This is a genomic window from Collinsella aerofaciens (genome assembly GCF_040910185.1).
GTDB lineage: Bacteria > Actinomycetota > Coriobacteriia > Coriobacteriales > Coriobacteriaceae > Collinsella > Collinsella aerofaciens_BF.
In genome coordinates, this window is record NZ_JBDGBA010000005.1 from 24,507 (window position 1) to 36,162 (window position 11,656).

Below are 11,656 nucleotides of genomic sequence, written 5' to 3' on the forward strand. Positions count from 1 at the left end.
CGAAAGAGTAGGTATACACAATGGCACACAAAAAAGGACTCGGTTCCTCCCGTAATGGCCGTGACTCCCGCGGTCAGCGCCTTGGCACGAAGCGCTATGCCGGCCAGACGGTAACCACGGGCACGATTCTCGTCCGTCAGCACGGCACGCACATCCACCCGGGTGAGAACGTTGGCCGTGGTAAGGACGACACGCTGTTCGCGCTGGTCGACGGTACCGTTGAGTTCCACAAGGGTATCAAGCACAGGGTCAGCGTACGCCCGCTCGCGAACGCGTAATTCACCCTTCATAGAGCACATATGTGGGAGGCACTTGAGTTTTAGGATTCAAGGGTCTCCCTCTTTTTTGTAGGAGGCGATTCTGTTGTCACAGTTCACCGATATCAGCCGCATTAACGTGTGCGGCGGCGACGGCGGAGCCGGATGCATGTCGTTTAGGCGCGAGGCATTTGTCCCCAAGGGCGGCCCCGATGGCGGCGACGGCGGTCGTGGCGGCAATGTCGTCATCCAGGCCGATGCTCAGCTGTCTTCGCTGATCGATTACCGCTTTAAGCATCACTTCCGCGCCGAGCGCGGCACGCACGGGCAGGGTGCCCGTCGTAACGGTAAGAGCGGCGAGGACCTGATTCTCAAGGTCCCTATGGGTACCGTGGTGCGCGAGCTCGACCCTGAGACGCAGACCCCGATGTTCGAGATTGCCGATCTGGTGCATGATGGCGAGCGCGTTGTCGTGGCCCCTGGTGGCGCCGGTGGTCTCGGCAATACGCACTTTGTGACGTCGGTGCGCCGCGCGCCCGCGTTCGCCCAGCTGGGCGAGCCGGCCGAGGAGCACTGGATTGAGCTCGAGATGAAGCTCATGGCCGATGCCGCGCTCGTGGGCTTCCCCTCGGTGGGTAAGTCATCTCTCATCGCGCGCATGAGTGCCGCCCGCCCCAAGATCGCCGACTACCCGTTTACCACGCTCGTGCCGAACCTCGGCATGGTGCGTGCCGGCGAATATTCTTACGTCGTTGCTGACGTCCCCGGTCTTATCGAAGGCGCGAGCGAGGGTAAGGGCCTGGGTCACCAGTTCTTGCGCCACATTGAGCGTACGGCCCTGATCATGCACGTCGTCGACATGACGGGTGGTTTTGAGGATCGCGATCCGGTCGAGGATTACCACATCATCAACCGCGAGCTCGAGCAGTATGGCGCCGAGCTTACGGAGCGTCCGCAGATCGTCGTTGCCAACAAGTGCGATGCGCCGGGCACGGCCGACAAGATTGCCGACCTCAAGCGCGCAGCGCTCGACGATGGACATATGTTCTTTGCCGTGTCTGCCGTGACGGGCGCCGGCCTCAATACGCTGATGCTTGCCGTGGGCGAGCAGGTGGCTAAGCTGCGCGCCGAGTTGGCTGTCTCGGATGAGCCGGTCGTTCTGCGCGACGATGAGTGGGAGCGCCGTCGCCTGCAGCGTGAGAAGCGTTTCCGCATTGTTCAGGAAGAGCCCGGTGCCTTCCGCGTGGTCGGTCGTGCCATTGAGCGTATGGTCATCCAGACCGACTGGGAAAGCGAGGAAGCCGTCATTTACCTGCAGCATAAGTTTGCGCGTATGGGTGTTGACGACGCGCTCGAGAAGGCCGGTTGCCGTGCGGGCGACGAGGTCCGCATTTGTCAGCGCGCCTTTGACTTTGAGGGCGCTGAGGACTTCTCGGAGTACGAAGAGCTCGAGGATGCTGGCGAGGACGTTGCCGTTGAAGCCATTGACGTGGCTGATGCTGCGGATGAGGACGTCGAGGTTGTCGATGCGGCGGATGCCGCGGGCGATGCCGAGACCTCGGAGGGCGAGTAGGCCATGTCGCTGCGCGGTGGAATCGGTCTGCCCGAGCTTCCTCTAGAGGACGGGCAGGAGTTTAGGCTCGGCATTATGGGTGGCACCTTTGATCCCATCCATTACGGGCACCTGGTGACTGCCGAGCAGGCGCGCGAGTCGCTCGACTTGGACGCTGTGCTCTTTATGCCGGCGGGCTCTCCTGCTTTTAAGCTTGACAAGCCGGTGACGCCTGCTGAGGACCGTTATGCCATGACGGTCCTCGCCACCGCCGCGAACCCGGCCTTTTTGGCGAGTCGGTTCGAGATCGACCGTCCGGGCGTAACCTACACGGCCGATACGCTTCATGCCCTTCGCGACTTTTACCCGCCGCAGGTAAAGCTCTACTTTATTACGGGCGCCGACGCGATTATCGATATTGTGACCTGGCATGATGCCGAACGAATCGCTGAGCTTGCTACCTTTATTGCGGCGACGCGACCGGGTTTTGATATCGATACGGCGCGTGCCCGAATCAAAGAGTCGGGGCTGCCGTTCGACGTGCGCTATATTCAGATTCCGGCGCTGGCGATCAGCTCGACGAACATTCGTAAGCGAGTTGCCCGCGGCATGAGCGTGCGCTATCTTACGAGCGAGTCCGTGCTCGGCTACATTCGCAAACGCAGGCTATATGCCGATTTGGGCCAAGAAGATTTTGAGTGATGGGGGTCTACGTTGTCGGTAGAGGATCAGTTTGAGGGCGATGAGCGCGCGCTGCTCAAGCGCATTCAAGAGCTGCTCGATGTTCGCATGAAGGATAAGCGCAAGCGCTATGTGCATTCGCTGGGTGTTGCCGAGACCGCACTTCATCTGGCCGAGGTCTACGGCGTTGACCGCTTTGATGCCGCTGCCGCCGGCCTGATCCATGACTGGGACAAAGTGCTCTCCGACGACGAGCTGGTCACGCGCGCTCTGCATTACGGCATTAAGATTGCCGGCTCTCCTTCCGCCGCGACGCCGCTTTTGCATGGCCCTGTTGCCGCCTATGAGCTTCCGCAGCTTTTTCCCGAGCTGTCGCCGGCGGTCTTTCAGGCTGTCGACCGTCACACCGTGGGCGCTTGCGACATGACGCCGCTCGATATGGTGGTCTTTGTGGCTGATGCCATCGAACCCAACCGCCACGGCGATTATGCCCATGCGCTGCGCAAGATGGTTGGGGAGTCGACGCTCGATGAGTTGTTCTTCTCCTGTTTTGCGCAGGGTCTGGTCTATGTGATCCAGTCCGGGCGCTATCTTTATCCCACGGCTATTACGATTTACAACCATTACGCCCAGCTGCGCTAGCTCGGGCTGTCTAGAAAGAGGTATTCCATGGCCGACGAGACCATGACCGACGAGCAGATTCTTGAACATGTGGAGCACAAGAGCTTCGCCGCCACGTCCGACCGCACTGCCGCCTCGCTGTCCGCGAGCGGTGTCGCCGCCGAGGATGTCGCCCGCGCCGCCGCGCAGGCCGCCTACGACAAGAAGGGCGAGGACGTTCAGGTGCTCGACCTGACCGAGCTTTCCGACGTATGCGACTACTTTGTGCTTGCCACCGGTACCAATAACCGCCAGGTCGATTCTATCGTCGACGAGATCGAGGAGAAGGTCGCCGAGGCTTGCGGCGAGCACCCGTTCTCCATCGAGGGTCGCGAGCAGAAGACCTGGATGCTCATGGACTATGGTTCGGTTGTCGTCCACGTCTTCACTCCCGAAGCCCGCGACTTCTACCGCCTCGAGAAACTCTGGGGCGACGCCCCCCAGCTCCCCCTCAACCTCCTCTAGTAGCTCATTTGAGACGGGTTAGCTACCCTCACGCATATCGCCGGGCAGTTGCGGTTTTCCGCACCTGCCCGGCTTTCTTTTTGCCCAAAGGCGGTTAATCGTTGAAGCGGGATTGGCGGCCGAAGGAAAGGGCGGTGTCGCCGAATTTGTCTCGGACGGCGTCGATGGCGACGGAGAGGTCGCGTCGGTCGCTGGATTGGGCCCCGCGGTCATCGACTTCGCAGAACAGGTCAGTCTGGATGCCGCCCTGATGGTCAAAGTCGCTCATGCCGATGCCTGCTAAGCGCACGTGCATTCCTTCCTGCCAGATGTTGTCGAGCAGTTCGAGTGCAACCGCCACGAAGATGTTCTCATCGTCGGTCGGATGAGGCAGCCGGCGCTGTGCCGAGCGACCGTTTCCATACGAATACTTGAGCTTGAGCGTCACCGTGGCGCCCGTTAGTCCCTGACGGCGCAGGCGGCGTCCCACTGACTCGCCCAGCAGCGCAATCGCCGCCTCAATATCCCCACGCTCAGTCAAATCTTTCGCAAAGGTGCGTTCATTGCTGACCGACTTGACCTCGCGCTCTTCATCGAGACTCGTGACTTCAGAGATTTCGAGTCCCAGCGCACGCTGGCGCATGCGTTCGCCGTTGACGCCAAAAATAGAGGACAAGGTGGATTCCGGTGCACGTGATAGCTCGCCGAGGGTGTAGATGCGCATGCGGCGCAGTCGCTCCTCGGCCGAGCGCCCGATGCCGCTCATGGCAGATACCGGCAGCGCGGCCAAAAAGCGCTGCTCGGTTCCGGGGCGCACGATGGTCAGCCCAAACGGCTTATCCCGCTCGCTTGCGATCTTTGCGACCGTCTTGTTGCAGCCCACGCCAATGGAGCAGGTCACTCCCAGCCCTGCCACGCGGTCGCTTATACGCCGCGCAACCAGCAGCGGGTCTTCGGGCGCAAAGCGACCCGGTGTGATATCGATAAAGGCTTCGTCGATGGATACGCGCTCAACGCGCGGGGTCTCGTCGGCGAGAATCGCCATGACCTGCGCGCTGACCTCGCGGTAGCGATTAAAATGCCCATGCGTCCAAATGGCTTGCGGGCACAAGCGCCGCGCCTCGGCCGAGGCCATGGCAGAGTGCACGCCAAAGCGACGTGCCTCATACGAACACGTGGACACGACGCCACGCGAATCGGCGTCTCCGCCCACGATGAGCGGCTTTCCGCGCCATTCGGGATGATCGAGCATCTCCACGCTCGCAAAAAACGCATCAAGGTCCATCAGGCCCACCGCCGGACCCGTCCAGGGCGGCGGCGTGACGCCCATGGCATCCTCATAACCGTATGTATGTTCGCGTCTTTCCATGTCATGAGTATACCGCGCAGCTCATGTGGGGTGCGTGTATGTGCTTGCAAATCCTGAATTCTTGTCTAAGATATGGATTTGCCCTCGACTACACCGAAGAAGTTGGTCTCACGGACTTCACCTGCCCGCGTCGATGGCGTATTATGTTCAGCTGTTTGTTTGTAGTTGCAGCCTAAAGCTGCTTGGTTGGAGGAGTTTCCTTTGGCAGTCAAGATTCGCCTTGCTCGTCACGGCGCTAAGAAGCGTCCGTACTACCGTGTCGTCGTCGCCGATTCCCGCGCCCCGCGTGACGGTCGTATCATCGAGGAGGTTGGCCGCTACAACCCGATGACCGCCCCCAAGACCATCAACCTCGACCTCGAGAAGATCGCCGACTGGCAGTCCAAGGGCGCTCAGCTCACCGACGCCGTCGCCGCTCTGGTCAAGGCCGCCAACGAGGGCGAGAAGACCGAGACCGTCGTCAAGAAGTCCAAGAAGCAGCTCGCCAAAGAGGCCGAGGCCGCTAAGGCTGCCGCTGAGGCCGCTGAGGGCGCCGAGGAGTAAATCGTGCCTGAGGTTGACGCTGCACAGCTCGAGGGTGAGGCAATGCTCTCAGATCGCATCGCCGATCTCGTCGAATATCTCGTTGTTCAGATCGTCGACGACCCGGATTCCGTGAGCCTTGAGGTCATCGATGGTGACGACGCCTCTACGATTGAGGTTTCGGTCGCCGAGGATGACGTCGCTAAGGTCATCGGCCGTCGTGGCCGTACCATCAAGGCCATTCGCACGCTCGCCCGTGCACTGGCCGCTCGCCTCGACACTGCTGTCGAGGTAGAGGTTCTGGGCTAGGACCTTGAGGTCCCAGTACAAAAACATCGCCCGTGTGGTCAAGCCGCACGGAAGGAAGGGGGAGGTCCTCGCGCAGCCGCTGCGGGGGCTTCCTTCTGTATTAGAGCCGGGTATGCGCGTCGCCCTGACGCCGCCGGCGCTCAAGCGCGACCGCTTTTGCACGGTCGTGTCCGTCACCGATACGGGCGATGGCGATCTGGTCTCGTTTGAGGGCATTGACGACTTGACGGCCGCCGAGGGCATCACGGGATGCTACGTGCTGGCAAATCGTGACGATTTTGAGCTCGATTCGCTCGACGCTGCCTATACCGACCTGATGGGTCGCGAGGTGGTCGACGAGCGCTTCGGCTCGCTCGGCACGATCGTCGAGATCATGTCGACGCCCGCTAACGATGTTTGGGTTGTCGAGGGTGATCGGTACGGCGAGGTGCTGATTCCCGTGATCGAGCAGGTCGTGCTCGATCTTCCCGATGCAGGAACAATTTCCGTCCACGTGATGGACGGCCTGATCGATATGGACAAGTAGGGAGGACAACATGCTGATTGAGACCCTTTCGGTCTTTCCCGAGATGTTTGAGCCCGTCATGTCCACGTCGATTTTGGGCCGCGCCCGCAAGGCCGGCCTTTTTGATTTTAAGGCGTATAACCTGCGCGACTGGACGCACGACCGCCATCGTACCGTCGATGACGAGCCGTACGGCGGCGGGCAGGGCATGCTCATGAAGGTCGAGCCTATCGCAGAGGCCATCGAGGCCATTAGCGCAGAGGGTCCCAAGCCCACTGTGGTGTTCTTTACCCCCTGTGGCGAGCCCTTTACGCAGCATGTGGCCGAGCGCCTGCTCAAAAGTGAGCGCCTGTTGTTTGTGTGCAGTCGCTACGAGGGTGTCGACGAGCGTGCGTATGCGTATGCCGATGAGCGTCTGTCGATCGGCGACTACGTGCTTACGGGTGGCGAACTTCCCGCTATGGTCGTTGCCGATGCCGTCGTACGCCTTATTCCCGGCGCCCTGGGCGACGAGATGAGCAATGTGGACGAGTCGTTCTCGACCGCCGAGGACGGAGGCCTGCTCGAGTACGCGCAGTACACCCGTCCCGCCGAGTTCAACGGCGAGGGCGTGCCGCCGGTGCTCGTGAGTGGCGATCACGCCAAGGTCGATGCCTGGCGTCGCAAGAACGCCATCGAGCGCACCTGCCGCTGGCGTCCCGATCTGATCGAGACGGCGCGCCTTACGCCCCAGGAGCGTGCGTACGCGCAGGAGATTTTGGACGCTTCGTATTCGCAGAGCGAGGAGTGAGAATGGTTCCATCGCAGCATTCCGCGTTGAGGGGCGCTTTTGAGTGGATCGCGGTCATCGCGATCGCATTGGTCGCCACCTTCTTGATTCGCTCGTTTGTGGTCGAGCCCTTTGTGGTGCCCACCGGCTCCATGGAGTCCACGATCGAGATTGGCGACCAGATCCTGGCACAAAAGGTGAGCCTCGAGCTCGGTCAGCCCGTCAAGCAGGGCGATATCGTGGTGTTTCACAACCCCGATGGCACCTCCGAGCATGATGTTCTTGTCAAGCGTGTTATTGCCACGGCCGGCCAGACGGTCGACCTGCAGGATGGCAAGGTGGTTGTTGACGGCCAGGCGCTCGACGAGGACTATACGACGGGCATGAGCTGGCCACTTTCAGTCCAAGCGCCCGGCGCTCAGGTAAGCTATCCCTACACCGTTCCCGACGGGTGCGTGTGGGTGATGGGCGACAACCGCGAAAACTCTGCCGACTCACGCTACTTTGGTCCCGTCGATCGCTCTGATTTGATCGCTGTGGCGCTTGTGCGCTACTGGCCGCTCAACCGCATCGGCGCTATCGACTAAAAACCGCTATAGTACAGTACCTAACCGTGTAATCGTTTCGACGAGGGGATATTAGAGGCATGAACGCTTCATCGCTTTCCTTCCAAGACATCATCCTGCGCCTCCAGCAGTACTGGGGCGAGCAGGGCTGCGTCATTATGCAGCCCTATGACTCCGAGGTCGGTGCCGGTACCTTCCATACCGCGACCACGTTGCGCTCGCTCGGTCCCGCCGAGTGGCGCACCTGCTATGCGCAGCCCTGCCGCCGTCCCGCCGACGGCCGCTACGGTGAGAACCCCAACCGCATGCAGCATTACTATCAGTTCCAGGTGCTCATCAAGCCTTCTCCGGTTAACGCCCAGGAGCTCTACCTGGGGTCTCTTGCCGCTATCGGTCTGGACCCCAACGACCATGACGTCCGCTTTGTCGAGGACGACTGGGAGAGCCCGACGCTCGGCGCCTGGGGCCTTGGCTGGGAGGTCTGGCTCAATGGCATGGAGGTCACGCAGTTTACGTACTTCCAGCAGGTGGGCGGCATCGAGGTCGACCCCGTGCCCGTCGAGATCACCTACGGCCTGGAGCGTATCGCCATGTACGCCCAGGGCGTTAACTCGGTCTACGACCTGGTGTGGAGCTATCTGCCCGACGGCACGCCCATGACCTATGGCGACGTGTTCCTCGAGAACGAGCGCGAGTTCAGTGCCTATAACTTTGAGGTCGCAAACGTCGAGATGATGCGTCAGAAGTTTGATGACTACGAGGCCGAGTGCCATTCCTGCCTGGAGCGCAAGCTGCCGCTGCCGGCATATGACTGCGTCATGAAGTGCAGCCACGCTTTCAACCTGCTCGATGCCCGCGGCGCCCTGTCCGCGGTCGAGCGTGCCAACTACATCCTGCGCGTCCGCGCCGTCGCCAAGGCGTGCTGCGAGGCCTACATGGCCGAGGTCGCCGGAGTCAACGAGAATGCCGACCAGGAAGGCGAGGTGGCGTAAGCCATGGCAGACGCTAAGGATTTCCTGTTTGAGATCGGTACGGAGGAAATGCCCTCCGCACCGCTGAACAATGCCGTCAAGCAGCTTGGCACCATGATCGCCAAGGGTCTCGACGAGGCCGGTCTGGCTCACGGCGAGGTCCGCGTGATCTCGAGCCCGCGTCGTCTTGCCGCGCTCGTGGCTAATGTCGCCACCGCGACCGATGAGGTTCACGAGGTCAAGCGTGGCCCCGCGGCCAACATTGCCTTCGACGCTGACGGTAACGCCACCAAGGCCGCCCAGGGCTTTGCCCGCAAGTGCGGTGTGGCTGCCGAGGACCTGGTCCGTCGCGAGGACACTGACGGTCGTGAGTACGTCTTTGCCGAGAAGAACATTCCCTCCGCACCGGCTACGCCGATTCTGACCGCTCTATGCGAGAAGACCATCGCCGGCTTGCAGTGGCCCAACTACCGCAGCCAGCGCTGGGGTCACGAGCATGCGACCTTTGTTCGTCCGGTCCGTTGGATCTGCTGTCTTTTGGGCGAGGATGTTGTGCCCGTGTCGTTTGCCGACGTGACGAGCGGCAACACCACGCGTGGTCATCGCGTGCTTGGCCCCGGTGACCATGTGGTTGCCAGCCCCGCCGTCTACGAGCAGGTGCTTGAGGACGCCGGCGTGCTTTCTGCCGAGCGTCGTCGTGAGGCCATCCTTGCCGGTATCGCCGAGGTCGAGGCTGCCCGTCCCGGCTGCCATGTCGATACGCCCAAGAAGGTCTTTGAGGAGGTCATTAACCTCTGCGAGTGGCCGACGGTGCTCGTCGGTACCTTCGATGAGGAGTTCCTCAAGGTCCCGCACGAGATTATCTGCGAGTCCATGCTCACCAACCAGCGCTACTTCCCGATCTATGACGGCGAGGGCAAGCTCACGCGTGAGTTCGTGGTCGTCTCCAACAGCAAGCCCGAGAACGCCGAGCGCGTGATCGACGGCAACGAGCGCGTCGTGCGCGCCCGTCTGGACGACGCAAAGTTCTTCTACGAGGAGGACCTGAAGATCTCCCTCGACGAGTTCCGTGAGCGTCTGGCCAAGGTTGCCTTCCAGGAGAAGCTCGGTAGCGTGCTCGCCAAGTCCGAGCGCATCGAGCAGCTCGCGCTCGCTATCGCCCGCGAGGCTCACCTGGGCGCCCATCTTGCCGCCGACGCTGCTCGCGCCGCGCACCTGTGCAAGGCCGACCTGGTGTCTAACGCCGTCGTCGAGTTCACGAGCCAGCAGGGTGTAATGGGCGGTTATTACGCGACCGCGATGGGGGAGAACGACGAGGTCGCCCACGCCATTCGCGATCACTATCGTCCTCGCTTTGCCGGTGACGAGCTGCCCGAGGGCACCGCTGGCTGCATCGTGGCCTGCGCCGACAAGCTCGATACCATTGCCGGTATCTTTGCCATCGGCGAGCCCCCGACCGGCTCTTCGGACCCCTACGCGCTGCGTCGTGCCGCTATCGGCATCATCAACATCCTGCGCGACCGTCTGCTGATCGACCCCACGTCGCTCATCGACTTCGCCCTCGAGCTCTACAGTGAGCAGCGCATTGAGTTCGACGCCGCCGAGGTCGCCCAGCAGGTCCGTGACTTCTTCCACGGCCGCCTGGTGAGCATGGCCCGCGACGAGAAGATTCCTGCCGATACCGTTGCCGCCGTCTCCGCGGTGCACATCATCGCCCCGTCCGTCTTCTTCGCCCGCTGCGCCGCCCTCGACGAGGCCCGCAAGAACGACGCTGAGACGTTCGACAACCTGGCGACCGCCTATGCCCGCGCCGCGCACATCTCCAAGCCCGAGCTGGGTGCGGAGTACGACCGCAGCCTGATGGGCGAGGCCGAGCTCGCGCTTGCCGACGCCTCCGAGGCTGCTCAGACTGCTGTCGACGTCGCCCTTACTGCCGAGGATTACCCGGCCGCATTTGCCGCCCTTGCCGCCCTGCGTGCTCCAATTGACCGTTTCTTCGATGAGGTCATGGTCATGGACAAGGACGAGCAGCTCCGCGATAATCGCCTTAAGCTGCTCAACCGCTTCGAGGCCGTTTTCTCCGGCATCGCAAACATCGGTGAGCTTGCCCGCAAAAAGTAAGCCAGCCTGCGCATAAGCGCAAAAGGAGCCCCGCATGGATTGCCCGGTCACCGCTCGTCCCACCGTTATCGTTATCTCCGACTCGCTCGGTGATACCGCTTGTGAGGTGGTGCTTGCGGCGTCCGGGCAATTTGATGAAGGGGCTTTTCGTGTTTTGCGCCTGCCTAAGGTGACTTCTGTGGAGCAGGTCAAGTCATTTGTGGGGCCGCGCGTCGATGCCGACCATCGCGATATCGCCGTGTTCCATACCATCGTCGACCCGGCGCTACGTGCCCGCGTGCTCGATTACTTGGGTATGTTGCATATCCGTTCGGTCGACTTGATCGGCCCCACGCTCGCCGTGCTGTCGTCGCTCATCGGTGTACCGCCCAAGGGCGTTGCGGGCGTGATTCACAGGACCGATGACCGCTATTTCCATCGTATCGAGGCCATGGAGTATTTCGTTGAGCACGATGACGGGCGCGGTTGCGACGATCTGTCGGGTGCCGATATCGTGCTGCTGGGCGTATCGCGCACGTCCAAGACGCCGCTGTCGATGTATCTGGCCTATCAAGGTTACAAGGTTGCCAATGTCCCACTGGCGCATGGCATGGAGCCGCCCAAGTCGATTTACGAGGTCGACCCGATGCGCCTGTTCGGCCTGATTTCGACCGTCGATGTGATTTCCGAAATTCGCGATAGCCGCTTGGGCGATGACTACGCTCGTGCCGTCGCCGGCTCCTATGCCGAGCCCGAGAGCGTGCGCAGCGAGCTCGAGGAAGCTCGCGCCCTCATGAAGCGTCTAGGCTGCTTTGTGGTGCGTACCGACGGCAAGGCCATCGAGGAAAGCGCTGCAGAGATCATTAGCCACTTGGAGGAAATCCAGGAAGCCCGTGCCCGCCGTGCCGCCCGCCGAGCCCAGCAAAAGTAGCTAATTTGGGACGGGGCTTT

Annotated in this window: 14 protein-coding genes; 13 read left to right on the top strand and 1 reads right to left on the bottom strand. The window is 61.6% G+C overall.

Annotation, left to right across the window (positions count from 1 at the left end):
* Positions 1-20 precede the first annotated feature (20 nt).
* The 5 genes from rpmA to rsfS all read left to right on the top strand — a co-directional run bounded on the left by rpmA (position 21) and on the right by rsfS (position 3,615).
* Entirely contained in the window at positions 21-278 is a 258-nt protein-coding gene (rpmA, locus tag AB5Z54_RS03130; protein ID WP_006236075.1) for a 50S ribosomal protein L27, read from the top strand.
* Between the two features lie 85 nt (positions 279-363).
* Positions 364-1,830, top strand: a complete 1,467-nt coding sequence (obgE, locus tag AB5Z54_RS03135) for a GTPase ObgE (protein ID WP_368160165.1) — start codon at positions 364-366, stop codon at positions 1,828-1,830.
* 3 nt (positions 1,831-1,833) lie between these two features.
* Positions 1,834-2,511, top strand: coding sequence for a nicotinate-nucleotide adenylyltransferase (nadD, locus tag AB5Z54_RS03140; protein ID WP_055285119.1), 678 nt, complete (start codon positions 1,834-1,836; stop codon positions 2,509-2,511).
* Between the two features lie 87 nt (positions 2,512-2,598).
* Entirely contained in the window at positions 2,599-3,132 is a 534-nt protein-coding gene (yqeK, locus tag AB5Z54_RS03145) for a bis(5'-nucleosyl)-tetraphosphatase (symmetrical) YqeK (protein ID WP_193221482.1), read from the top strand.
* Between the two features lie 27 nt (positions 3,133-3,159).
* Positions 3,160-3,615, top strand: coding sequence for a ribosome silencing factor (gene rsfS / locus AB5Z54_RS03150; protein ID WP_117745948.1), 456 nt, complete (start codon positions 3,160-3,162; stop codon positions 3,613-3,615).
* 94 nt (positions 3,616-3,709) lie between these two features.
* Here rsfS and dinB read toward each other — a convergent pair whose 3' ends face one another.
* Positions 3,710-4,963 carry a DNA polymerase IV gene (dinB, locus tag AB5Z54_RS03155; RefSeq protein ID WP_368160167.1) on the bottom strand — a complete coding sequence of 418 codons (1,254 nt, stop codon included), beginning with the start codon at positions 4,961-4,963 and terminating at the stop codon, positions 3,710-3,712.
* Positions 4,964-5,164: 201 nt separating this feature from the next.
* Between dinB and rpsP the strand changes: the two genes are divergently transcribed.
* The 8 genes from rpsP to AB5Z54_RS03195 are packed head-to-tail and all read left to right on the top strand — an operon-like array spanning position 5,165 to position 11,636.
* Positions 5,165-5,506 (top strand): 30S ribosomal protein S16, encoded by a 342-nt coding sequence (gene rpsP / locus AB5Z54_RS03160; RefSeq protein ID WP_022094749.1) that lies wholly within the window; start codon positions 5,165-5,167, stop codon positions 5,504-5,506.
* Between the two features lie 42 nt (positions 5,507-5,548).
* Complete coding sequence (locus AB5Z54_RS03165) at positions 5,549-5,794, top strand: KH domain-containing protein (protein WP_171021534.1); 246 nt, start codon at positions 5,549-5,551, stop codon at positions 5,792-5,794.
* A gap of 4 nt (positions 5,795-5,798) precedes the next feature.
* Positions 5,799-6,320: a ribosome maturation factor RimM gene (gene rimM, locus AB5Z54_RS03170; RefSeq protein ID WP_118405508.1), complete on the top strand. Its 522-nt coding sequence runs from the start codon at positions 5,799-5,801 to the stop codon at positions 6,318-6,320.
* A 10-nt stretch (positions 6,321-6,330) separates the two neighbouring features.
* Positions 6,331-7,089: a tRNA (guanosine(37)-N1)-methyltransferase TrmD gene (gene trmD / locus AB5Z54_RS03175; RefSeq protein WP_117654832.1), complete on the top strand. Its 759-nt coding sequence runs from the start codon at positions 6,331-6,333 to the stop codon at positions 7,087-7,089.
* A 2-nt stretch (positions 7,090-7,091) separates the two neighbouring features.
* On the top strand, positions 7,092-7,655 hold the full coding sequence (lepB, locus tag AB5Z54_RS03180; RefSeq protein WP_035138578.1) for a signal peptidase I: 564 nt from the start codon (positions 7,092-7,094) through the stop codon (positions 7,653-7,655).
* Between the two features lie 59 nt (positions 7,656-7,714).
* Positions 7,715-8,626 carry a glycine--tRNA ligase subunit alpha gene (locus AB5Z54_RS03185; RefSeq protein ID WP_006236091.1) on the top strand — a complete coding sequence of 304 codons (912 nt, stop codon included), beginning with the start codon at positions 7,715-7,717 and terminating at the stop codon, positions 8,624-8,626.
* 3 nt (positions 8,627-8,629) lie between these two features.
* Complete coding sequence (glyS, locus tag AB5Z54_RS03190; protein ID WP_368160171.1) at positions 8,630-10,726, top strand: glycine--tRNA ligase subunit beta; 2,097 nt, start codon at positions 8,630-8,632, stop codon at positions 10,724-10,726.
* A 34-nt stretch (positions 10,727-10,760) separates the two neighbouring features.
* Positions 10,761-11,636, top strand: a complete 876-nt coding sequence (locus AB5Z54_RS03195) for a pyruvate, water dikinase regulatory protein (protein WP_368160174.1) — start codon at positions 10,761-10,763, stop codon at positions 11,634-11,636.
* The last annotated feature ends 20 nt before the right edge of the window (positions 11,637-11,656 follow it).

Excerpts from the sequence above, each read along its gene's own strand:
- yqeK (WP_193221482.1), top strand. The coding sequence starts at position 2,599 with ATGAAGGATAAGCGCAAGCGCTATGTGCATTCGCTGGGTGTTGCCGAG.
- trmD (WP_117654832.1), top strand. The coding sequence starts at position 6,331 with ATGCTGATTGAGACCCTTTCGGTCTTTCCCGAGATGTTTGAGCCCGTC.
- lepB (WP_035138578.1), top strand. The coding sequence starts at position 7,092 with ATGGTTCCATCGCAGCATTCCGCGTTGAGGGGCGCTTTTGAGTGGATC.
- AB5Z54_RS03185 (WP_006236091.1), top strand. The coding sequence starts at position 7,715 with ATGAACGCTTCATCGCTTTCCTTCCAAGACATCATCCTGCGCCTCCAG.
- rpmA (WP_006236075.1), top strand. The coding sequence starts at position 21 with ATGGCACACAAAAAAGGACTCGGTTCCTCCCGTAATGGCCGTGACTCC.
- dinB (WP_368160167.1), bottom strand. The coding sequence starts at position 4,963 with ATGGAAAGACGCGAACATACATACGGTTATGAGGATGCCATGGGCGTC.
- AB5Z54_RS03195 (WP_368160174.1), top strand. The coding sequence starts at position 10,761 with ATGGATTGCCCGGTCACCGCTCGTCCCACCGTTATCGTTATCTCCGAC.
- rsfS (WP_117745948.1), top strand. The coding sequence starts at position 3,160 with ATGGCCGACGAGACCATGACCGACGAGCAGATTCTTGAACATGTGGAG.
- nadD (WP_055285119.1), top strand. The coding sequence starts at position 1,834 with ATGTCGCTGCGCGGTGGAATCGGTCTGCCCGAGCTTCCTCTAGAGGAC.
- AB5Z54_RS03165 (WP_171021534.1), top strand. The coding sequence starts at position 5,549 with ATGCTCTCAGATCGCATCGCCGATCTCGTCGAATATCTCGTTGTTCAG.
- glyS (WP_368160171.1), top strand. The coding sequence starts at position 8,630 with ATGGCAGACGCTAAGGATTTCCTGTTTGAGATCGGTACGGAGGAAATG.